This is a genomic window from Aquabacterium sp., from assembly GCF_014378415.1.
Classification (GTDB): domain Bacteria; phylum Pseudomonadota; class Gammaproteobacteria; order Burkholderiales; family Burkholderiaceae_C; genus Aquabacterium.
In genome coordinates this window covers 1-20,346 of the sequence record NZ_JACMNS010000034.1, presented here as the reverse complement: position 1 = coordinate 20,346, position 20,346 = coordinate 1, and the positions used below count along the sequence as shown (strand labels likewise).

Here is a 20,346-nt window from a genome sequence, read left to right as displayed (position 1 = left end):
GAACGCTCTAAGGATGTGGAGATGGTGAAAGAGGAAGCGGTTACAAAGCACCGCCTCCCCGAAAGCCCGTTGATTAGAACAGGGCTTCGTCCATTTCCACCAGGGGCTTCAGGCCAGCACGCGCAGTGATCATCAAGGTTTCGACTTCAGGCATCAGCTTGGCGAAGTAGAAGCGTGCCGTGGCCAGCTTGGCGATGTAGAACTTGTCGCCAGAGCTTTGTTTTTCAAGCGCGATCTTGGCCATGCGGGCAAAGAAATAGCCGTACACCAGGTGGCCGACCACGCGCAGGTAATCCACCGCAGCAGCGCCCACTTCGTCGGGGTTTTGCATGCCCTTCATGCCGATTTCCATCGTGAAGGCTTGCACCTTCTTGCCCAGCTCGCCCAAGGGCACGGTGAACTCTTGCATGGCTTCGACGTCGGCGTTTTCCTTGACGAGGGACGACACCATCTTGCCAAACTTGGTCAGCTTGGCGCCGCCATCGCCCAGCACCTTGCGGCCCAACAAGTCCAGCGACTGGATCGTGTTGGTGCCTTCGTAGATCATGTTGATGCGGGCGTCGCGCACGAACTGCTCCATGCCCCACTCGTGGATGAAGCCGTGACCACCGAACACTTGCTGGCAGTGCACCGTCGAGATCCAGGCGTTGTCGGTGATGAAGGCTTTGACGATCGGGGTCAGCAGGGCCACGATGTCGTCCGATTCCTTGCGGACGGCTTCATCGGGGTGGTTGTGCGACTTGTCCAGCTCGATGGCGGTGTAGTACACCAGGGCGCGGGCGCCTTCGGCGTAGGCACGGGCGGTCAGCAGCATCTTGCGCACATCGGGGTGCACGATGATGGGATCGGCGGCCAGGTCAGCACGCTTCGTGCCCGACAAGGAGCGCATCTGCACGCGGTCCTTGGCGTACACCACGGCGTTTTCATAGGCCACTTGCGTCAGGCCCAGGGACTGGTTGCCCACGCCCAAACGCGCGCCGTTCATCATCACGAACATGGCGGGCAGACCGCGGTGGGGCTTGCCCACCAGCGTGCCAACGGCTTCATCCAGAACGATCTGGGCCGTGGCATTGCCATGGATGCCCATCTTGTGCTCCAGGCCACCGCAGTAGATGCCATTGCGCGAACCGATCGAGCCATCGGCGTTCACGTTGAACTTGGGCACCACGAACAGCGAGATGCCCTTCGAGCCTTCAGGCGCGTCCGGCAGGCGTGCCAACACCAGGTGGACGATGTTGGCGGCCATGTCGTGTTCACCGGCCGAGATGAAGATCTTGGCGCCGGTGATCTTGTAGCTGCCGTCGGCCAAGGGTTCAGCCTTGGTGCGCAGCAGGCCCAGGTCGGTGCCGCAATGGGGTTCGGTCAGGCACATCGTGCCAGTCCACTCGCCGCTGGTCAGCTTGGGCAGGTACAGGGCCTTTTGCTCAGGCGTGCCGTGGGCTTCCAGGGCAGCGTGCGCGCCGTGGCTCAGGCCGGGGTACATGGTCCAGGCCTGGTTGGCCGAGTTCATCATTTCGTACACGGCCTGATTCACCAGCTGAGGCATGCCTTGGCCGCCCCACTGCGGATCGGCACTCAGGCCGGACCAACCGTTTTCGGTGTAGGTCTTGTAGGCTTCCTTGAAGCCGTCGGCGGTCTTGACTTCGTGCGTGGTCTTGTCCAGCACACAGCCTTGCACGTCGCCGATCAGGTTCAGCGGGGCCAGCACCTTGGAGGCGAACTTGCCGCCTTCTTCCAGCACGGCATTGACCGTGTCGGCGTCCAGGTCGGCGTAAGCCGGGATGGTCTTCAATTCATCAACCGCGCCCAGCAGCTCATGAATCACGAACTGCATGTCGCGCAGCGGGGGGTTGTAAGTAGGCATCGTGGAGCTCCTCGGTCACAAAAACACGGTTAATGAGAAAGACCTGATCACGCTTTGAAGTGGTGATTTCAGGGTGGGGACGGGTCAAACGGCTGCCAGGGGTGCCGAAGCCAACCCGGCTTTGGCAGCGTCAGACGCCACCATTCCAAACGGGTTCGAAGGCGCGCCCAGTGCATAGAACTGGACGACGCGCTCGAACGCCGCACGGGCCCGATCCTCCGCGCCCCTCGAGCGCAAGAAGCGCGCATCGTGGTGGAGCGACAGGATCAGGCCATGGATCTCGAACAACATTTGCATCGGGTCGGTGTCTTCGCGCAGGTGGCCCAGCTCCATCGACAAACGAATAGCGCGCCCCAGGGCGCCGTGCCAGGTCAGCACCATGCCAGCCAGCGCATCGCGCACAGGACCTGGGCGGTCATCGAACTCAACGGCCCCGCTGATGTAGATGCAACCGGAATCAAGCTCGGTGGCCACCATGGCGACCCAGCGCTCGAACATGGCGCGCAGCCGCGGCAGGCCACGGGCCTCGCGAATGGCGGGCAGGAAAACCTCGGCGGAGAATCGCTCGTGGTATTCGCGGATGACGGAGATCTGCAGTTCTTCACGCGAGCCAAAGTGGGCGAACACGCCGGACTTGCTCATGCCGGTGACCTCGGCCAGCGCTCCGATCGACAAGCCTTCGATGCCCATTTGCGAGGCCAGGTTCAGCGCGGCCTCCAGGATGGTGGCGCGCGTTTGTTGGCCCTTGGCCACGCCCTGGCTGCCACGCCCACGCTCACGCGCCGCGTCGGCGGTCAGTTTGGCGTCGATGGACAGGGGTTCAGACAAGGCGTCTCCTGGGGAATAAAACGAACGATCGTGCTATTTTGCAGAAAACCAAGCGGTATGTGTGCACTCCGGTCAACTTTTTTTGAGGATTTTTAGACAATCGCGTTGTTCAGATCCATGCAGATCGGGTCCACCCTTGGTTTTAAGGTCGGTTAGACACCCCTGTGTCGCCAAATGTCATACAAGGTGCTCTATCCTGTCGGTGGCAATCCCCCCCTTTGGAGACTTTGTGGAGAGGCTGTATGGACCTGCTGCAACTTGACGTGTCAGGCCGCCCGCAGGCTTGGCTATCGGCCAAGGAAGCGGCGGTTTTGTATGCCAGTGACAGTGTCGCGTGGACGCTGGGTGAGCCCTGCATGGTCTTGCGCGGCGGCGTCCAGCGGCGCACCGGGCTGCAATCAAGGCTGGAGTTGCACCCGATCATCGCGGTGCATGGCAGCGTCCCCAGCCGGGCCTGGCGCCAGGAGCCGGCCTTGTCCAATCCCAAGCTGTTCGCGCGTGACCGCCAGGTTTGCGCCTATTGCGGCCACCGCTTTCAGTGGGACGACCTGACCCGCGAGCACATCGTGCCCACCTCGCGCGGCGGCATCGACTCCTGGAAGAACTGCATCACCGCCTGCCGCAACTGCAATGGTCGCAAGGGCAACCGCACCTTGAACGAGCTGGGTTGGCAACTCTATTACCTGCCCTATGTGCCCAGCCTGCACGAAGACATGATCCTGCGCGGGCGCCGCATTCTGGCCGACCAGATGGAGTTTTTGCTGGCCAGCGTGCCGGCGCACAGCCGATTGCGGGGCTGACCGAGCCCTCTCCCAGGCGCCTTAACATGGCGCCTTGTTCAGGGAGAACTCATGCCTATTAGAAAGACATTGCTGATCGGTCTGCTCGGATTGGTCATCGCGGCCTGCGCGCTGTATTTACTGCAAGCCAAGAACATCAAGGAATACCAGCTCTACCTTAGCGAGGACCGCCCGGGCCTCACGCTCAGCTTCGACGAGCTGTCCGAAGAGTGGTCAGAGACCGACCTGAAGGCACGGTTTCACGACGTGCGCGTCGATTGTCATCAGGGCAGCCCAAATCCCGGCATGGGCGAACGCACCTGCTTCATCGATATCAACCGCCTGAACGGCAACGCGGCGATGATGGCGGCGTTTCATTTCAAGGACGGCAAACTCAACAGCGCCTCGTTCAACGCACCCTGGTGGTCACACGCGCCTTCGCTCCGCCACCTTGAGCAACAGCACGGCGCGCCCTTGGGTTCACAGAACCTGTTTCACTCGGGCGTGCGCTTGATCGGCTGGCATTTGAACAATGGCAGCGCCGTGTTTTACAACCGGGAGCGGCCCGCCAACCTGTTGGGCTACAACAGCATCTTCTGGCAAAGCGCCCGCCAGTGCCAGTCGCAAACGTGCTTCTCAAGGTGAGCTCAGACCAGGGGCCGCGGCGGCGGACGCCCATCCCCGTACAAATCGGCCAGGCGCGCCAGGGCCTTCACATCGCTCATGTAGAGCCGTCCGTCGGCAATGCGGTGCAGCCCGCGCCGTTCCAGTTTGCGCAGAGTTTTGTTGGTGTGCACCAGCGACAGGCCCAGACCATCGGCGATGTGCTGCTGCGTCAGTGGAAAGCGCACTCCCTGCGCACCGCTGTCGGCCTGCAGTGCCGCCGCGCGCTTGAAGAGCAGGATCAGCAACATCGCGATGCGTTCCTCGGCACTGCGCCTGCCCACCGACAGCAAGGTGTCATCGACCATGGACTCTTCATGCGCGGTCAGCCAGGTGATGTTGAAGCCCATCGCTGGCGAACGCCGGTGCAACTCCCAGAGCGCATCGCGCTGAAAAACGCAGAAGCTGGCCTCGGTCAGGGTGTCGACCCCATGGGCCGCCGCGTCGCCCATCTTCTGCTGCACGCCGATGAAGTCCCCTGGCAGTAAAAAGGTGAGGATCTGGCGCCGCCCGTCGCTCAAGGTTTTGTAGCGAAAAGCGCAACCTGCCAAGAGCGTGTAAAGCGGCGCATCGGTCTGGCCCTCATGGATCAGCGTCTCGTCCGCCTTCAGGCTGACCTCGCGCTTTTTCAATGACTGGATCAAGGCATGCTCGTCGGGGGTCTGCTCAATGAACAGTAGCAAGGGCCTCAGCGGACAGTCGGCGCACGGCACGTCAGGCATGTGATTTCATCCAGTTTCGATGTGTCAAATGACACAGGGACCCAGTGGCACTCTGACTACATTGTCGCGAATGTTTCACGTACTGAACCCGGAGCGGTCCCCGATGACCCAAATCGCGCCCCAGCCCGTCTCACGCATCCATGTCGACCCTGTCGAGGCGGACGACTGGGACATCCTCTTTCGAGCGGTCCAGACCAGGCTGAAGCAGGCCGCCGACCGCCTGGCCGACCGACGACCCACCCAAGAAAGCCTGTTGGAATGCCTGGACGCCTTCGAGCATCTGCGCGCCACGGCTTTGCACGAATGGTGCAGACCGACCCAAGCCGTGAGCACCCCCAGCCTGCAACGCCAATCCCGCCACGCGGCCCTGCACGACAGCCTGACCTCGCTGCCCAACCGCAGCTTCTTCCGCACCCTGCTGGACCAAGCTTTGGTCCACGTCCAGGCGCAGCGCACCACCCTGGCCGTGCTGCGCCTGGACCTGGATGGCTTCAAGTCAATCAACGAGGCGCATGGCCAAGCCATCGGCGATGAGTTGCTCAGGCTGGTGAGCGCGCGCTTGCGTCGAACCGTGCGCGCCAGCGACATGGTGAGCCGCCTGGGCGACGATTTTGCCTGCCTGCCCGCCGACCCGATGGACCCGGCTCAGTTGAGCCGCTTGGCCGGCAAGCTGTTCGACGCGGTGTCGGTGCCCTTCAGGATCGGCACGCTGGAGATCACCGTTCGGCCCAGCATCGGCATGGCCATCAGCCCGGGCCACGGCACCACCACCCAGGTGCTGCTGGAGCGTGCGGAAGACGCGATGTACCAGGCCAAAGAGAATCAGGCGGGGTTTGCTTTTTTTGATTGACTTGCCCGGAGATCAAACCCCAAACAAGGCCTTCCTGGCGGCCTGCGTGATCGCCACCACACACGGGTGCGTGATCTGCCGCTCCACGGAGATGGCGTAGAACTCTTCGACCAACTCCTTCGTGCGCCCCAACACCTGCACACCATGCTGGGCGCAGGTCTCAAGCTCCAGCACCGTGGGCGCCATGAACACGCCCCGGCCTTCGCCGCCAAAGGCCTTCATCAAGGCCGCGTCGTCGAACTCGCCAATGGCGCGCGGGCGCAGCTGATGCTCGGCCAGCCAAACATCCAGCCTTTGTCGCATCGCGGATGCCGCTCCTTGCAACAGCATGGGTGCACCATCCAGGCACTGCGGAAAGGGGCGCCCTTCCAGCGAAGCCTTCAAGGTTGGCGTGGCAAAGAAACTCATCGCCGTCGTGCCCAGCGCATGGCTGAAGGCCTTGACGCTGACCTGCTTGCCCATGGGCTCGTCGGCGATCACCAGGTCCAGCCGGTGCACCGCGATCTGCCCAAGCAGGTTGTGAAAATCGCCTTCATGGCAGATCAGGCGCACGGGCTCAGCCAGCCCCAGCGCAGGCTCCAGCAAGCGGTAGGCGATTGATTTGGGCACGGAATCGGCAATGCCCACGCGAAAATCCAGCACGGTTTGACCGCTGCGCGCCTTGCCGACGGCCGCCTCCAATTCCGCGCCCAGCGCAAAAATCTGCTCCGCGTAGCCCAACGCTACTCGGCCCTCATTGGTCAATTCCAGGCGGCGCCCCACCTTGTGGAACAAGGCGCACCCCAACTGAGCTTCCAGCAGCTTGATCTGCCCGGACAAGGTCTGCGGCGTGGTGTGCAGTTGCTCGCCCGCCTTCATGACCCCACCGGATTTGGCCGTGGCCCAGAAGTAATAGAGGTGCTTGAAGTTCATGAACCGCGACTTTCTCGAAGTGAGGCTTCAGAAAATTCGACTTTACGCGAAGTGTCACATCCGCTAGATTCAAAACTCGCTCAACTTTGATCAAAACGTGGAATTCCTGCTCGACCCCAACCTCTGGATCGCTTTTGCGATGCTCACCGCCCTCGAAATCGTCCTGGGCGTTGACAATATCATCTTCATTTCTATCCTGGTGGCGCGTTTGCCGCCCGCGCAGCGTGACCAGGCACGACGCCTGGGCCTGGGCTTTGCCATGTTCTCGCGCCTGGCCTTGCTGTTCTCACTGAGCTGGGTCATGGGCCTGACCGCCGAGCTGTTCAATGTGGCGGGCCAGAGCATCAGCGGGCGCGACCTGGTGTTGCTGCTGGGTGGTCTGTTCCTGCTCTACAAGGCCTCGCACGAGATTTTTGTCGAGGTGGAAGCCCGTGAACAAGGTGGCCCCCCCACCACCGATTCCGTGGCCCTGGCCAAGGCCGGCAAGAAAATGATGTGGGGCATCATCGGACAAATCGCTGTGATCGACATCGTGTTCTCGCTGGACTCGGTCATCACGGCAGTCGGCATGGTCGACGAGATCGGTGTGATGGTGGCGGCTGTGATCTGCGCTGTTGGCGTAATGATGATCGCGGCCAAACCCATCGGCGATTTCGTTGACCGCCACCCTTCGGTCAAGGTGCTGGCCCTGGCCTTCCTGGTGATGGTGGGCACGGCGCTCACTGCCGAAGCCTTCGACGTGCACATGCCTAAAGGCTACCTGTACGCCGCGATGGCCTTCTCGCTCGGGGTGGAAGCCCTGAACATCCGTGCCCGCAACAAGCGCCTGCTGGCCAAATCGGCAGACCAATCCCTGGCCGCCTGATCCCTGTCACCCCTTTCATGTCCACTGGAGGATTCACCATGAATCAATCTTTGCAAACCAACCCAGACGGCTTCAGTGCTTTCGGCACCACCGCTGCCCAGCGCAACCGCGTGTTGCGCAACACCTATGCCTTGCTGGCGCTGTCGATGATCCCGACGGTGCTGGGCGCCTGGCTGGGCGTGGCCACCGGCATCACCAGCCTGATGACCCCGGGCGTGGGCGCCATCGTGTTCCTGGTCGGCGCCTTCGGCTTCATGTTCGCCATCGAGAAGACAAAGAACTCGCCGGCCGGCGTGCCCATGCTGCTGGCCTTCACCTTCTTCATGGGCCTGATGATGGCACGCCTGATCGGCACCGTGCTGGGCCTGTCCAATGGCGCCAGCCTGGTGATGACGGCGTTTGCCGGCACCGGCGCGATCTTCCTGGGCATGGCCTCGCTGTCCACGGTCATCAAGCGTGACCTGACCGCGATGGGCAAGTGGCTGTTCATCGGCATGATCATGTTGCTGGTGGCGGGCATTGCCAACATCTTCATCCAGTCCAGCGCCCTGATGATCACGCTGTCGGTGGTGTCGATGGGCATCTTCTCGGCCTTCATCCTGCACGACCTCAAGCGTGTGCAAGATGGCCTCGAGACCAACTACATCACGGCCACGCTGGGGGTGTACCTGAGCATCTACAACGTGTTCCAGTCGCTGCTGGCACTGTTGGGCATCTTTGGCGGGCGTGACGAGTAAAACCGTCGTCAAGCCATCAGGCACAAGCCGGGGTCATGCCCCGGCTTTTTTCATGGGCTCACGGGCGTTGCGCCAGCCCTGAAAAACAACTCTCCATCAACCACGCAATGATCTGCTCATGCGCATGGCCACCCGCCTTGAGCACGCCCAGCACCGGGTCGCAGGCGCGGGCAAACACCGTGTACAGGATCACCTCGGGCGGCAGGTTCTGGCTGAGCTGGCCATCGGCCTGGGCCTGCACGATCCATTCGCCCAACTTTTCGCTCACGGCCATCAGCAGATTCATGTAGTCGGCATCGGCCATCAGCTCGGCGCGCAGGCTGGAGTTTTGTGCGGGCAAGGAGGGCATCTCGCCCGCCAGCTGCACTTGCATGGTCCAGCGCGCCACGGCCTTCAAGCGCTCGACCGGGCCGGTGGGGCCTGGCGGTTGTTCCAGCTCGGTCAGGTAATCCATGGACCGGCGCAGGATGCGGTTCATGGCAGCGGCGGCCAGGGCTTCTTTCGACGCAAAGTGCTTGTACAGGCTGGCCTTGGCGATGCCCACATCCGCGGCCACCTCGTCCATGGTCATCAGGTCAAAGCCCTTGTCGGCCAGCAAGCGGTTGACCGAGGCCACGATGGCCTCTTCGCGCGCCTTGAGCTGCTGCTGCTTGAACGAAACTTTGGGCGTGGACATGCGGTTGATTGTAGGCAAGCTCAGACTTTGCGCGGCCCGGGCACGCCTCGGTCGATGACATAACGGGCCTGCGTGTGCAGGCGCGAGTCGGCCCGCACCGGGTGAGGCGTGGCGCGGAACTCGCAGGCCACCTGCTGCTGCGTCACGTCCAGCAGCACGAAGCCGCGTTCATCGCTGCGCAGGTGTAGCAGGTCCGGGTTGACGGCTTTCATCCACTGCGTGATGAGTTCGCTCAAACCAGGGCTGGTGATGGACGCGGTGACGATTTCGCTGGCCACGATGGGCGATTGCAGGTCAGACGGCTGCAATCGCAGGTTGGCGGCCACGTGGCGGTGCACATCGCCCCCCAGGCAGACCACGTCGGGCACGCGCGGCTGGGCGATGGCGGCCATCAGGCGTTCGCGCGCGGCGGGGAAGGCGTCCCAGCCATCGCCATAAAGCAGTTTGCCGAAGCGGCCGGTCAGGCCCGACGGGCTGATCTGTGTGCTCTGAACGATGAACTTCCAGGCGCGCGTGCTGGCGGCCAGGCCATCGGCCAGCCAGAGTTCCTGATCCTGGCCCAGCATGCTGCGCTCGGGTTTGAGGGCCGCTGGGCAGCGCCACAGCATGCGGCCGTTGCGCGGGCCGCGCCAGGTGCTGCACACGTGTTCGCTGCGGAACTGGCGCGTGTCCACGGTCCACAGCTCGGCCAATTGGCCCCACTCGTAGTGGTCATGCATGCGCATGCTGGCGGCCACCGGCGCGCGCTTGGGCGAGATCGGCAGGTGCTCGAAATACGCCTGGTAAGCGGCCGTCCGCAACTTGACGAACTGCGCCTGATTCAGGGCATCGTCAGGCTCGGTCAGGCCAGCGTAGTCGTTGAGCACATCGTGGTCGTCCCACACCATCAACCACGGGTGGGCGGCGTGGCAGGCACGCAGATCGGCCTCCTGGCGGTAAGCGGCGTGGTGCTGGCGGTAGTGCCCCAAGGTGAACTTGGCCTTGCTGCGCGGAAACTGGTGCGTGTGCTGGCGCACGCGCAGGTAGCCAGGCAACTCGTTCTCGTAGAAGTAATCGCCGACAAATAGCACCAGGTCGACGTCGCTGGCCGCGATGTCGCGGTGCACGCTGAAATACCCGGCCTCGAAGTGCTGACACGATGCCAGCGCGATGCGCAAGCGCGGGCTTGCTTCGCCTGGATCGGGGGCAGTGCGGGTGCGGCCGATGGTGCTGACTTGGCCCGCCACTTGAAAGCGGTAGAAGTATTCCCGGCCTGGCAGCAAACCCAACACGTCGACATGGACGCTGTGGGCGCGCGCGGCCTCGGCCAGCTCCGAACCCTGGCGGACGATCTGATCAAAGCGGGAGTCGCCGGCCACTTGCCACTGCACGGCCACGGACTGCGGGGGCATGCCGCCATCGGCCTGCTCGGGTTTGGGGGCCAGCCGGGTCCACAGCACCACCGAGGTGGGCCGGGGCTCGCCACTGGCCACGCCCAAGGTGAAGACCTCGGCACTTTCGCGCCAGTTGTCCAGCGTGGGGGCCTGCGCCCGCGCCAATGGCGAGAACATCTGCTGCCAGGCCAGTGCAGCAGCGGTTCGACTGAGGTGGCGAAGGAGTTCTCGGCGTTGCATCAAGCTGGTGATTATGCGGTGGCTTGGGGGCACAATGAGCTGCCAATTGCTTCAGGAGTTTTGCCCATGCCCACACGCCCGACCAGCCCCGATCCCAGCAACGCATCCGGTGGTGATGCCACTTCGGCTTTTGGCGGGCTGGGGGCCGGCATGTCGTTCTTCCAGGACTGGATGAAAGCCGCTGGCAGCGCGCTGCCCAACCTTCAAGCGGCTCAGGGCATGGGTGGCGGCAAAAGCGCCACCCCCTGGAGCCTGCCCACCCTGGACCCGGAAGAGCTGGACAAACGCATCCAGGACCTGAAGACCGTGCAGTTCTGGCTGGAACAGAACTCACGCCTGATCGGCATGAGCATCCAGGGCCTGGAAGTGCAGCGCATGACCTTGACCACCCTGCGCGGCATGAACGTGTCGATGGACGCCGTGCGCGAATCACTCAAGGCGCGTGCCGCCTCGCCCGCACCTGAAACCCCGGCCGCACAAGCCACGCCCGAACCGGCAGCTCCCCCGCCCACGGCCACCGAGGATGAGCAAACCGACCAGCCGGCCGTGAACCCTCTGCGCTGGTGGGGCACCCTGACCGAGCAGTTCAGCAACCTGGCCAACCAGGCCGTGCAGGTGGCCAAGGCCAGCGCGCAAGGCATGGAGCCCGCGGCCAGTGCGCCGTCAACGGCCGCCCCAGAACCTGCCCCGTCACCCGGGGCCAGCAAGGCCACGCGCACCAGCAAGGTGGCGGCCAAAACCACACCACCTCCGACCCGCAAGACCTCCGCCGCCAGCGTTCGCCCGCGATCCAAGGGCAAGGGCTCGTCCGACTGATCGCGCGGCATGCCTCTAGCCTCCACCCTGACCATGGCACCGCGCTTTTTGCACGCCCACGCCACGCATCCGCAAGCGGACCTGGCCTTGTCGCTGGTGTGGGCGCAGTTGGAGTCGCAAGGGGCCGCCACCATGGGCGCCACTTTGGGCTGGTGCTACCTGACCGATGCGCTGGCCCCCCAGGCCGAGGTGATCCTGCACGGCCTGCGTGAGCGACTGCCCGGCGTGGCCTGGGTGGGCGGCGTGGGGCTGGGCGTGCTGGCCAGCGGGGTCGAATACATCGACGAGCCCGCCCTGGCGGTGATGGTGTCCACCTTGCCGAGCGAGGATTTTCGGGTCTATTCGGGCCAGCAACCCTTGCCCGCCCTGCCCCGCGTTGGTTTGACGGCGCTGTCGATGTCGCCCAACTCGGGCTTCGTGCCGCACGTGGCGCAGGTGCACGCCGATGCCAACACCCCTGACCTGCAAGAGTTGATCACGGAGCTGGCGGGGCGAACCCGCACTGGCTACCTGTTCGGGGGCCTGAGCACCGGGCGCACGCGCAGCGTTCACCTGGCGCTGGACCCGCTGGCCGAGCATGGCGAGGAAGCACAAGGCGTGTGGTCCGGGGGCGTCTCGGGCGTGGCGTTCTCAGACCGGGTGCACCTGGTCTCTCGCGTGACGCAGGGCTGTCAGCCCATTGGCCGGGCGCGACAAATCACCGCCGCCGAGCGCAATGTGGTCTACGAGCTGGATGGCCAGCCTGCCCTGAACTGCCTGCTGCACGACCTGAACCTGAACGACTCGGTGACGGCCAATGGCCTGCCGCGCGAAGCCATGCCCAAAGTGCGGGCCACGCTGGTGGGCCTGACCGACGCGGCCAGCGACCTGCTGGAACACCGGCACACCTTTGGCGCCGACACCCGCGTGCGCCACCTGGTCGGCCTGGACCCGCAGCGCCAGGGCGTGGCCGTGAGCGACCTGGTCGAGGTGGGCATGCAGTTGGCGTTTTGCCAGCGCAACGTGACCGCCGCGCGGCGTGACCTGGTGCGCGCCTGCGCCGAGATCCGCGAAGAGTTCGACCCGCAGGACGGTCCCAGCCGCACGCCCGCCGGGGCCATCTACATCAGTTGTGCAGGCCGGGGCGGACCGCATTTTGGCGGGCCTGATGCCGAGATGCAGATCATCCAGCATGCGCTGGGCGACATCCCCCTGGTGGGCATGTTCGCGGGCGGCGAAATTGCCCGCCATCACTTGTACGGCTACACGGGCGTCCTGACCGTCTGGGCCTGAGCAAACACCCCCTTTTGGGTTCCCCACCCATGGGGATAGGCACCGCGAAGCGGCCCGAGCACACTGGCGCCTGTCGGCCGCGCTGGGCCATTCACTCCACAGGATGTCGCCATGATTGCTCGCGTTTACACCAAGACCCAACCCATCCCCTTCAACGGCCAATCCTTGTCGGACCAGGACGAGCGGGAACAAACGCAGCGCGCGGCCGTGCCGCTGGCCACCGTGTCGTGGGCCCGCCCGGCGCTGGGCACGCACAAGATCACTGACTCCGTGCGGCGCACGGCCCTGAGCAGCGGCCACGCGGCTGAACCGGTGCGCAGCATCATCAGCCACAGCACCATCAGCCACAGCACCGCCGGCCACAGTGCCCCGGCCCCCACTCCGCGCCGCACCACGCAGTTGAGCGCCAAGTACTTGGGCGGCGGCAACCTGAGCGTGCGCTCGTCGGTCACCGGCCGCCACTACCGCTTTGAAGGCCACGGGGCCACCTTGGCCATCGACAGCCGCGACCAACTCATGCTGGGCCGCATCACGGAGTTGCTGATCGCCTGAGTGCCTTACAGTGGGGGCGATGAACACCCAACGCACCCTACGCCAGCGCGACGTGGTCGCCGCCCTGCACCGCGTGCTGCCTGCTCGCAGCGTGCTCTGGCACGACGAAGCCGTCGCCCCTTTTGAATGCGATGGCCTGAGCGCCTACCGCCAGCGCCCCTTGGCCGTGGCCATGCCCGAGACGCATGAGGAAGTGGGCGCGGTGCTGAAAGCCTGCCATGCCTTGCAAGTGCCCGTGGTGGCACGCGGCGCGGGCACCGGCCTGTCGGGTGGGGCCTTGCCCGATGCCTTGGGCGTGACCTTGTCGCTGGCCCGCCTGACTAGCATCGTTCAGATCGACCCCTTGGCCCGCACGGCCATCGTGCAGTGCGGCGTGCGCAACCTGGCGATCAGCGAAGCGGCCGCGCCGCACGGTTTGTACTACGCCCCCGACCCCAGCAGCCAGATCGCCTGCACCATTGGCGGCAACGTGGCCGAGAACGCGGGCGGCGTGCATTGCCTGAAATACGGCCTGACGGTGCACAACGTGCTGCGCGTGCGCGGCTACACCATCGAAGGTGAGTTGCTCGAACTCGGCAGCGAGGCGTTGGATTGCGCCGGGCTGGATCTGCTCGCAGCCTTCATCGGCAGCGAAGGCCTGCTGGGCGTGGCCACCGAGGTGACCGTGCGCCTGTTGCCCAAACCCCAAGTGGCGTGTTGCCTGCTGGCCAGCTTTGACGAAGTCGGCAAAGCTGGTGACGCCGTGGCCGCCATCATCGGCGCCGGCCTGATCCCCGCTGGCCTGGAGATGATGGACGGCCCCATGACGGTGGCGGTGGAAGACTTTGTGCGCGCCGGCTACGACCTGAGCGCCGCCGCCATCCTGCTGGTTGAAAGCGATGGCACACAAGAAGAAGTCGACGAAGAAATTGCGCGCCTGACCGCCGTGCTGCAATGCGCAGGGGCAACGCGCATCGACTGCAGCCAGGACGAAGCGCAACGCCTGCGCTTCTGGAGCGGCCGCAAAAATGCCTTCCCGGCCACAGGCCGCATCAGCCCCGACTACCTGTGCATGGACGCCTCCATCCCGCGCCGTTGCCTGGCCGAGATGCTGCACGCCATCGGCGCCATGGCCATCACCCATGGGCTGCGCTGCGTCAATGTCTTCCATGCGGGCGATGGCAACTTGCACCCGCTGATCCTGTTCGACGCCAACAACCCCGATCAGCTGAAACGCGCCGAGGCCTTTGGCAACGACATCCTGTGCATGGCCGTGAAACTGGGCGGCACCATCACCGGCGAACACGGCGTGGGCGTTGAAAAGCTCGACGCCATGTGCGTGCAGTTCAGCGATGCCGAACGCGCGCAGATGCTGGCCTTCAAGGCCGCGTTTGATCCCACGGGCTTGCTCAACCCGGGCAAGGCCATCCCGATGCTGGCGCGTTGCGGTGAGCTGCGCGGCGTGGTCAAGTCCAGCGCCTTGACCATCGCCTTGCGCGACTTGCCTCGCTTGTAAGCTCAGCTGCGGCGGGCCTGGTAGAGCATGTCCAGCGTGATGTGCCGCACCTCCAGCTTGCTCTGCTCGATGTGGGCGCGCAGCAGGCGCTGAGCTTCGTCACTGCGCCTTTGCGTGATGGCGCCGATGATGCGCGCATGCTCCTGGTAGGTGGCGTCCACCCGCGCAGGCTTGGTGAAATCAAGGCGGCGGATGATGCGGATGCGCTCGGTGATGTCGTCGTGCACGCGCGCCATCTCGGCATTGCCGGTGGCATGCACCAGCGATGAATGAAAAGTCTCGTCCAGCATGTCGACCATGCTGGTGACGGGGTGGCGCTCATCGGTCTTGACCAGCCAGGTGTCGGCCAGGGTCTTGAGGATGGGCCGGTCCTCGGCCTCGCACAGCTTGGCCACCGCGTGGGTTTCCATCAGCACCCGGAAGTCATACAACTGGTCAAACACTTCGAAATTGAGTGGCTCGACCTGCCAACCGCTTTTGGGAAACACCTGCAGGAAGCCTTCGCTTTGCAGGCGTTGCAAAGCCTGGCGCAGGGGCGTGCGGCTGACCTGCACGCGGCCGGCCATGTCGCTTTCCGAAAAGCGATCACCCGGCAGCAGCACGAAATCGAAAATGAGTTGCTTGATCTGCGCGTACGCCCGTTCGGCCAGTGTCGCGGGCGACGAGGTGTTGAAGGGCGGCGCGTCCAGGCTCACGGCGTCATCCAGGGGTGAAGGGGATCATGCTGACGTGGGCCGAGACGATTTTCCAACCATCGGAAAAACGCACCCAGGTCTGGGTCTGGAAGCCGCGCAAGGTGGTGTCACTGCGCGTGAACTCGGTCATGGCCACGGCCATGTCGGGCCCGAAGGCGGTGATGCGCACTTCGTGCAACTGACGGGTGAAGCTGGGCGGCGGCACGGTCTGGCGGTAGGCCACCAGGGCATCGTGGCCCAGTTGCTTGTCGCCGATGCCATAGCGGGTGGTGCAGGGGTTGGCCCAGAAAAAGGCGTTGAGCGCGTCCACCTCATTGGCCACCAGGGCGTCTTCGTAACGCAGGAAGACAGCGGTGACTTCCTGCAGCACCTCGGGGTGGTTGAGCTGGCTGGTCGACAGGGTCATGAGGTGCTCCTGGTCATGTAGGCACGCCAGCCGCCGTACTGGCTGATGTCGTCGGCGCCCAACAGCCCGCAAGGCTCGCAGATGAAGCCTTTGACCCAACTGCCGTCTTCCAGCTCGACCGAGCCCAGGCCCAGCGGTGGCGGGATCAGGGCCAGGAAGGAGCCGATGCTGGACTGGGGCATGGCGTAGACCTCGACGGCGATGGCGTGGCCCTCGGTGGGCAGTGCGTCAGCCGAGGCGCGGACCAGGCCGGGCTTGGGCGGCACGGTGCCGGGCAAGGCGAACAGACGGTAGTGCGGGGCCGTGCGGGTGCTGGACACCAACCTGGCCCGGCGCTCGGTGAGTTGCTTGTGCAGGGGCATGCCGCTCAGGTGCGCGCCCACCACCGACACCATCAAGCTGGGCGCCGCCGAGGCCTGCACGCCACAAGGCCACGTCAACTCGGCATCGGTGGGCGTGGTCAGGCCGTGGCCCAAAGGCGTGGTGGTGCTGCGGGCCAAGGCCTGTTGCCACAAGGCGCCCAGGTCCAGCAGGGCCGCATCGCTGCCACCCGGGGCGATCAGGGTGATGCCGAAAGGCAGGCCGGTGGCCGTGAAGCCACTGGGCAAGGCCAGTGCCGCCAGGCCCAGCAGGTTGACGAAGTTGGTGTAGGTGCCCAGCTGGCTGTTGCGGCCCACGGGGTCGGCCTGCACGCTGGCCAGCGTGGGCATGGTGGGGGCCGTGGGCACCATCAGCACATCGATGTGCTGCCAGGTGGGCAAGGTGGCCTGGGCCAATTCGCGCAGTCGGTACTGGCCCTTGAAAGCCGAGACGGCATCGTGCTGGCGTGCCCCTTCAATGATGCCGCGCACCACCGGGTTGATGTCATCGGCGTGCGATTCGATGAAGTCGCTGATGGCGGCGTAGCGCTCGGCCACCCAAGGGCCTTCGTACAGCAGGCGAGCCACGGCCATGAAGGGCCTCAGGTCCACCGGCACCAGTTCGACCGGCCAGGGCTGGCCATCGACATCGCGCAAACCAGCCCACTGCGCCTGGGCACGGTCGAAGGCACCGGCGTACTCGGCATCGCCAAAGAACTCTGGCGCCATGGGCACACCCACGCGCAACCTGGCGGGCAGGCGAGGCGGCTGCAAGTTCACTTGGTTGAACACCGGCTCGTCCGCTTGTGGCCCCTCCATGACGGACAGCACGCGCGCGGCATCGGAAGCGGTGAGCGCGAAGATGGAGACGCAATCCAGCGACTTGCAGGCCGGCACGACACCGCCCGTGGGCACCAGGCCCGGCGTGGGCTTGACACCCACCAGGTTGTTGAAACCCGCAGGCACGCGGCCTGAACCGGCGGTGTCGGTGCCCAAGGCAAAGGCCACCTCACCACGCGCCACCACCACCGCCGAGCCCGAGCTGGAGCCGCCACTGACGTGTTCATCACTGAAGGTGGACGTGGGGATGCCGTAGGGCGAACGGGCGCCCACCAGGCCGGTGGCGAACTGGTCGAGGTTGGTCTTGCCGACCACGATGGCTCCGGCCTTCATCAGGCGCTGGACCACAGTGGCCGACTGCTCCGGCGTGTAGGCAAAGGCCGGGCAGGCCGCGGTGGTGGGCAGGCCCGCCACGTCGATGTTGTCTTTCACCCCGAAGGGGATGCCGAACAAGGGCAGGGTCGCGGGGCTTTGCCCGACCAGGGCGTCCAGCTGCGCCTGGATGAAGGCGGCAGGCGCGCGGTGAATCCACGCGGGATCCTCCGGCATGGCGGGTGGCAAGGTGAGGAAGCTGGCGAATACCTGGGCAGGCGTCAAGGCACCTTCGCGGTAAGCGGTCAACAGGCCGGAGATGGTGTGGGGAATGGGCATGGTGGTCAACAAGATCGATCAGGAGGGCAAGACCGCCAACAGGGATGCGCTGGGCGCCGTCCAGCCCACGATGGCGCCTTGCGCGCGGATCATGGCCAGGGCGGCTTCCTTGAACTCGGGGAAATAACTCTCGGTGCCGTCTTCGACCAGCAGGCAGTCGTAACCACGGTCGTTGGCTTCGCGCAGGGTGGTCTGCACGCAGACTTCGGTGGTCACGCCCATCACGATGAGGTGGGTGATGCCGCGTGTCTTGAGCACCTCGCCCAGGGCGGTGTCGTAGAAGGCGCCTTTGCCGGGCTTGTCGATGACCAACTCACCAGCGATGGGGGCCAGCTCGGGGATGATGGCGTGGCCAGGCTCACCGTGGATCAGGATGCGGCCCATGGGGCCTTCGTCGCCAATGCGCAGTTTGGGCGCGCCGCGCAGGCGTTTGGCGGGGGGGCAGTCAGACAGGTCGGGGGCGTGGCCCTCGCGGGTGTGGATGACGTGGCCGCCGCTGGCGCGCCAGGCCTCGAGCACGCGCTTGACGGTGGGCACGATGGCGGCCAGCAGCGACACGTCGTTGCCCAGCGTTTCGCCAAAGCCGCCTGGCTCAATGAAGTCGCGCTGCATGTCGATGATGAGCAGGGCCGTGTGCGCCAGGCTGAAGCTGTAATCGAAAGGCTGGGCGGGCACCGTCAACAGCGCGTTGGTGTCAAGGGTTGCGGTGCTCATGCAGCTTGCTCCAAAGGGACGGTTTCTTCGTGGTGGCCGCCGCCCATGAAGGCCCCCAGCACGCGGCGGTCAGCGCCGGCGGCCTGGCATTCGTGGACGATGCGGCCTTCGCTCATCACCACGATGCGGTCGGCCAGTTTCAGGAGCTCGTCCAGGTCTTCGCTGACCAGCAGCACGGCGCCACCCTTGTTGCGCACGCCCATGATGCGCGAGTGGATCTCGGCCACGGCGGCGAAGTCCAGGCCGAACACGGGGTTGGACACCAGCAGCACATCGACCTGGCCATCGAGTTCGCGGGCCAGCACGGCGCGCTGCACATTGCCGCCTGACAGGGACTTGATGGGGGCGTTCTCGCCTTGCGTCTTGACGCGGTACTCGGCGATCAACTGGCGGGCCTGGTCGCGCAACACGCCGCCACGGATCCAGCCACTGCGCGCCGCCGGGGCCTGATCAAAGCGGCGCAGGCCGATGTTCAGGGCCACACTCAAATCGCCCACGCAGGCATTGCGCAGGGGCTCTTCGGGCAGGCTGCGCACGTTGAGGCGCTGGTTCTGCTCGCGCCGCGCTTCGTACAATTCATTGGCGATCTTCACCTTGCCGGATTCGCGGTCGCGCTGGCCCACCAGTGATTCCATCAACTCACGCTGGCCATTGCCCGACACACCGGCGATGCCCAGGATCTCGCCAGCGCGCACGCTCAAGCTGAGTTGGTGCACGGCACGCTCGCCTCGATCACCCTGCACATCAAGCTTGTCAACGTCCAGGCGCAGGGGCGCGGCGGGGTTGAGCAGCACGCGGTGCAGGGGCGCGGTCGAGACCACCTCTTCCAGCACGGCCTCGGGCACCAGTTCGATCACATCATCGGCGGCCTTGCTGGGGGCCTTGCGCGCGTGGCTTTCGCCCACCATCTCGGCGCCAAGCAAGCTGGGGTTGGTGTCGGCGACGCGGTGGCTGCCCACCAGGCGGCCCCGGTGCAGCACGCTCACGTCATCGGCGATGTCCATCACCTCGCGGAACTTGTGCGTGATCATGATGATGGAGACCTCACCCGCGTGCGCCCGGTCGCGCAGCAGGCCCAGCACCTCGTCGGCCTCTTGTGGGGTCAGCACCGAGGTGGGTTCGTCCAGGATCAGCAGGCGCGGCTTGAGGTAGAGCTGCTTGAGGATCTCGAGCTTTTGCTTCTCGCCCGCCGACAGGTCCATGGGCCGCGCGTCGAGGTCGAGCTTGAAGGGCGTGGTGTCGAGGAAGGCCTTCAACTCCTGGCGCACCTTGTGCCACGGAATGATGGCGGGCAAGGTGCCGCGCGCCAGCAGCAGGTTCTCGGCCACCGTCATGCCGGGCACCACGGTGAAGTGCTGGTAGACCATGCCGATGCCCAGGTTGCGGGCCACCACCGGCGAGGTGATGGCTTGCTCGCGGCCATCGATCAACACCGAGCCTTCTTCCGGCTGGTGGTAGCCGACCACAGCCTTGACCAGGGTGCTTTTGCCGGCGCCGTTTTCACCGAGCAGGGCGTGCACGGTGCCGGGGCGCACGTCGATGGACACGCTGTCCATGGCGGTGAAGCTGCCGAAACGCTTGGTGAGGTTGTAGGTGGAGAGAGCCAGGGCGCCGGTCTTGGGGGGGATGGGGTCGAGGGGGGCGGTCATCTCGCGAGGTCCTTTGGTGGGTTGAGGCGTTGCGCGGGCGGACAGGGAGGGTGGGGTGCACGGCTGGGTTCGTGTCCCCCGGAACGGGCAAGGCCCATTCCTCCTCCTTGACCCCGCTTGGCCGTCCACCCCATTCACCCTGCCCTCCGTGCGGTTTGGTGTGGGTGGGATTGATCGCGAGCGATCAATCCCACTTGGTGGCGCGCCACCAGCATCGCCGCCAGCGAAGTGGGGTGGGTGGCCAGCTTAGCGAGGTAAAGGAGGAGGTCGGGCGCAGCCCGGGCGGGGGACACGAGCGAAGCTGGCCACCCACCCCACGCAGCCACACCAAGGCGATCAGCAGGCCACGAATGCACCATCACAACGCCCCCAACGCCTTGATCACCGC

Annotated in this window: 20 protein-coding genes; 9 read left to right on the top strand and 11 right to left on the bottom strand. The window is 65.0% G+C overall.

Features of this window, described 5'->3' with window-relative positions; genetic code table 11:
* Positions 1–73: 73 nt before the first annotated feature.
* Together H7225_RS03820 and H7225_RS03815 are read right to left on the bottom strand one after the other, a co-directional pair.
* Entirely contained in the window at positions 74–1,864 is a 1,791-nt protein-coding gene (locus H7225_RS03820; protein ID WP_290659458.1) for an acyl-CoA dehydrogenase C-terminal domain-containing protein, read from the bottom strand.
* 84 nt (positions 1,865–1,948) lie between these two features.
* Positions 1,949–2,662, bottom strand: a complete 714-nt coding sequence (locus tag H7225_RS03815; protein ID WP_290659466.1) for a TetR/AcrR family transcriptional regulator — start codon at positions 2,660–2,662, stop codon at positions 1,949–1,951.
* A 272-nt stretch (positions 2,663–2,934) separates the two neighbouring features.
* Here H7225_RS03815 and H7225_RS03810 point away from each other — a divergent pair, with 272 nt between their 5' ends.
* Positions 2,935–3,492: an HNH endonuclease gene (locus H7225_RS03810; RefSeq protein WP_290659457.1), complete on the top strand. Its 558-nt coding sequence runs from the start codon at positions 2,935–2,937 to the stop codon at positions 3,490–3,492.
* Between the two features lie 51 nt (positions 3,493–3,543).
* A complete protein-coding gene (locus H7225_RS03805) occupies positions 3,544–4,116 on the top strand; it encodes a hypothetical protein (RefSeq protein WP_290659456.1) in 573 nt (190 codons plus the stop codon).
* A 2-nt stretch (positions 4,117–4,118) separates the two neighbouring features.
* Here H7225_RS03805 and H7225_RS03800 read toward each other — a convergent pair whose 3' ends face one another.
* Positions 4,119–4,856, bottom strand: coding sequence for a Crp/Fnr family transcriptional regulator (locus H7225_RS03800; RefSeq protein ID WP_290659455.1), 738 nt, complete (start codon positions 4,854–4,856; stop codon positions 4,119–4,121).
* 103 nt (positions 4,857–4,959) lie between these two features.
* On the opposite strand from H7225_RS03800, the gene H7225_RS03795 reads away from it, so the two are divergent.
* The gene (locus H7225_RS03795; RefSeq protein WP_290659454.1) at positions 4,960–5,706 is read left to right on the top strand and encodes a GGDEF domain-containing protein; all 747 of its coding nucleotides are present in this window, start codon (positions 4,960–4,962) and stop codon (positions 5,704–5,706) included.
* 12 nt (positions 5,707–5,718) lie between these two features.
* On the opposite strand, the gene nhaR is transcribed toward H7225_RS03795, so the two are convergent.
* Positions 5,719–6,618 (bottom strand): transcriptional activator NhaR, encoded by a 900-nt coding sequence (gene nhaR, locus H7225_RS03790; protein ID WP_290659453.1) that lies wholly within the window; start codon positions 6,616–6,618, stop codon positions 5,719–5,721.
* 139 nt (positions 6,619–6,757) lie between these two features.
* On the opposite strand from nhaR, the gene H7225_RS03785 reads away from it, so the two are divergent.
* Together H7225_RS03785 and H7225_RS03780 are read left to right on the top strand one after the other, a co-directional pair.
* Positions 6,758–7,483: a TerC family protein gene (locus H7225_RS03785; RefSeq protein WP_290659465.1), complete on the top strand. Its 726-nt coding sequence runs from the start codon at positions 6,758–6,760 to the stop codon at positions 7,481–7,483.
* Positions 7,484–7,521: 38 nt separating this feature from the next.
* Positions 7,522–8,220: a Bax inhibitor-1 family protein gene (locus H7225_RS03780; RefSeq protein ID WP_290659452.1), complete on the top strand. Its 699-nt coding sequence runs from the start codon at positions 7,522–7,524 to the stop codon at positions 8,218–8,220.
* A gap of 58 nt (positions 8,221–8,278) precedes the next feature.
* On the opposite strand, the gene H7225_RS03775 is transcribed toward H7225_RS03780, so the two are convergent.
* Positions 8,279–8,896 (bottom strand): TetR/AcrR family transcriptional regulator, encoded by a 618-nt coding sequence (locus H7225_RS03775; RefSeq protein ID WP_290659451.1) that lies wholly within the window; start codon positions 8,894–8,896, stop codon positions 8,279–8,281.
* A 20-nt stretch (positions 8,897–8,916) separates the two neighbouring features.
* Positions 8,917–10,509, bottom strand: a complete 1,593-nt coding sequence (locus H7225_RS03770) for an alkaline phosphatase D family protein (RefSeq protein WP_290659464.1) — start codon at positions 10,507–10,509, stop codon at positions 8,917–8,919.
* Between the two features lie 66 nt (positions 10,510–10,575).
* On the opposite strand from H7225_RS03770, the gene H7225_RS03765 reads away from it, so the two are divergent.
* The 4 genes from H7225_RS03765 to H7225_RS03750 all read left to right on the top strand — a co-directional run bounded on the left by H7225_RS03765 (position 10,576) and on the right by H7225_RS03750 (position 14,644).
* A complete protein-coding gene (locus H7225_RS03765; protein WP_290659450.1) occupies positions 10,576–11,325 on the top strand; it encodes a PhaM family polyhydroxyalkanoate granule multifunctional regulatory protein in 750 nt (249 codons plus the stop codon).
* A 33-nt stretch (positions 11,326–11,358) separates the two neighbouring features.
* The gene (locus H7225_RS03760) at positions 11,359–12,597 is read left to right on the top strand and encodes an FIST N-terminal domain-containing protein (RefSeq protein WP_290659449.1); all 1,239 of its coding nucleotides are present in this window, start codon (positions 11,359–11,361) and stop codon (positions 12,595–12,597) included.
* A 111-nt stretch (positions 12,598–12,708) separates the two neighbouring features.
* A complete protein-coding gene (locus tag H7225_RS03755) occupies positions 12,709–13,149 on the top strand; it encodes a hypothetical protein (RefSeq protein ID WP_290659448.1) in 441 nt (146 codons plus the stop codon).
* 19 nt (positions 13,150–13,168) lie between these two features.
* Complete coding sequence (locus H7225_RS03750; RefSeq protein WP_290659447.1) at positions 13,169–14,644, top strand: FAD-linked oxidase C-terminal domain-containing protein; 1,476 nt, start codon at positions 13,169–13,171, stop codon at positions 14,642–14,644.
* 2 nt (positions 14,645–14,646) lie between these two features.
* Here H7225_RS03750 and H7225_RS03745 read toward each other — a convergent pair whose 3' ends face one another.
* The 5 genes from H7225_RS03745 to H7225_RS03725 are packed head-to-tail and all read right to left on the bottom strand — an operon-like array spanning position 14,647 to position 19,958.
* Positions 14,647–15,339 carry a GntR family transcriptional regulator gene (locus tag H7225_RS03745; protein WP_290659446.1) on the bottom strand — a complete coding sequence of 231 codons (693 nt, stop codon included), beginning with the start codon at positions 15,337–15,339 and terminating at the stop codon, positions 14,647–14,649.
* Between the two features lie 4 nt (positions 15,340–15,343).
* A complete protein-coding gene (gene hpxZ / locus H7225_RS03740) occupies positions 15,344–15,745 on the bottom strand; it encodes an oxalurate catabolism protein HpxZ (RefSeq protein WP_290659445.1) in 402 nt (133 codons plus the stop codon).
* A complete protein-coding gene (gene atzF, locus H7225_RS03735) occupies positions 15,742–17,595 on the bottom strand; it encodes an allophanate hydrolase (protein WP_290659444.1) in 1,854 nt (617 codons plus the stop codon). The genes hpxZ and atzF overlap by 4 nt, the downstream gene beginning before the upstream one ends.
* An 18-nt stretch (positions 17,596–17,613) precedes the next feature.
* Positions 17,614–18,309, bottom strand: a complete 696-nt coding sequence (locus H7225_RS03730) for a cysteine hydrolase (RefSeq protein WP_290659443.1) — start codon at positions 18,307–18,309, stop codon at positions 17,614–17,616.
* Entirely contained in the window at positions 18,306–19,958 is a 1,653-nt protein-coding gene (locus tag H7225_RS03725; protein WP_290659442.1) for an ABC transporter ATP-binding protein, read from the bottom strand. The genes H7225_RS03730 and H7225_RS03725 overlap by 4 nt, the downstream gene beginning before the upstream one ends.
* Positions 19,959–20,346 lie beyond the last annotated feature (388 nt).

Bases quoted from the DNA above. Each gene is read 5' to 3' on its own strand.
- H7225_RS03760 (WP_290659449.1), top strand. From the start codon at position 11,359: ATGGCACCGCGCTTTTTGCACGCCCACGCCACGCATCCGCAAGCGGAC.
- atzF (WP_290659444.1), bottom strand. From the start codon at position 17,595: ATGCCCATTCCCCACACCATCTCCGGCCTGTTGACCGCTTACCGCGAA.
- H7225_RS03750 (WP_290659447.1), top strand. From the start codon at position 13,169: ATGAACACCCAACGCACCCTACGCCAGCGCGACGTGGTCGCCGCCCTG.
- H7225_RS03800 (WP_290659455.1), bottom strand. From the start codon at position 4,856: ATGCCTGACGTGCCGTGCGCCGACTGTCCGCTGAGGCCCTTGCTACTG.
- H7225_RS03730 (WP_290659443.1), bottom strand. From the start codon at position 18,309: ATGAGCACCGCAACCCTTGACACCAACGCGCTGTTGACGGTGCCCGCC.
- H7225_RS03725 (WP_290659442.1), bottom strand. From the start codon at position 19,958: ATGACCGCCCCCCTCGACCCCATCCCCCCCAAGACCGGCGCCCTGGCT.
- nhaR (WP_290659453.1), bottom strand. From the start codon at position 6,618: ATGAACTTCAAGCACCTCTATTACTTCTGGGCCACGGCCAAATCCGGT.
- H7225_RS03775 (WP_290659451.1), bottom strand. From the start codon at position 8,896: ATGTCCACGCCCAAAGTTTCGTTCAAGCAGCAGCAGCTCAAGGCGCGC.
- H7225_RS03785 (WP_290659465.1), top strand. From the start codon at position 6,758: ATGCTCACCGCCCTCGAAATCGTCCTGGGCGTTGACAATATCATCTTC.
- H7225_RS03780 (WP_290659452.1), top strand. From the start codon at position 7,522: ATGAATCAATCTTTGCAAACCAACCCAGACGGCTTCAGTGCTTTCGGC.
- H7225_RS03820 (WP_290659458.1), bottom strand. From the start codon at position 1,864: ATGCCTACTTACAACCCCCCGCTGCGCGACATGCAGTTCGTGATTCAT.
- H7225_RS03805 (WP_290659456.1), top strand. From the start codon at position 3,544: ATGCCTATTAGAAAGACATTGCTGATCGGTCTGCTCGGATTGGTCATC.
- H7225_RS03770 (WP_290659464.1), bottom strand. From the start codon at position 10,509: ATGCAACGCCGAGAACTCCTTCGCCACCTCAGTCGAACCGCTGCTGCA.
- hpxZ (WP_290659445.1), bottom strand. From the start codon at position 15,745: ATGACCCTGTCGACCAGCCAGCTCAACCACCCCGAGGTGCTGCAGGAA.
- H7225_RS03765 (WP_290659450.1), top strand. From the start codon at position 10,576: ATGCCCACACGCCCGACCAGCCCCGATCCCAGCAACGCATCCGGTGGT.
- H7225_RS03795 (WP_290659454.1), top strand. From the start codon at position 4,960: ATGACCCAAATCGCGCCCCAGCCCGTCTCACGCATCCATGTCGACCCT.
- H7225_RS03810 (WP_290659457.1), top strand. From the start codon at position 2,935: ATGGACCTGCTGCAACTTGACGTGTCAGGCCGCCCGCAGGCTTGGCTA.
- H7225_RS03755 (WP_290659448.1), top strand. From the start codon at position 12,709: ATGATTGCTCGCGTTTACACCAAGACCCAACCCATCCCCTTCAACGGC.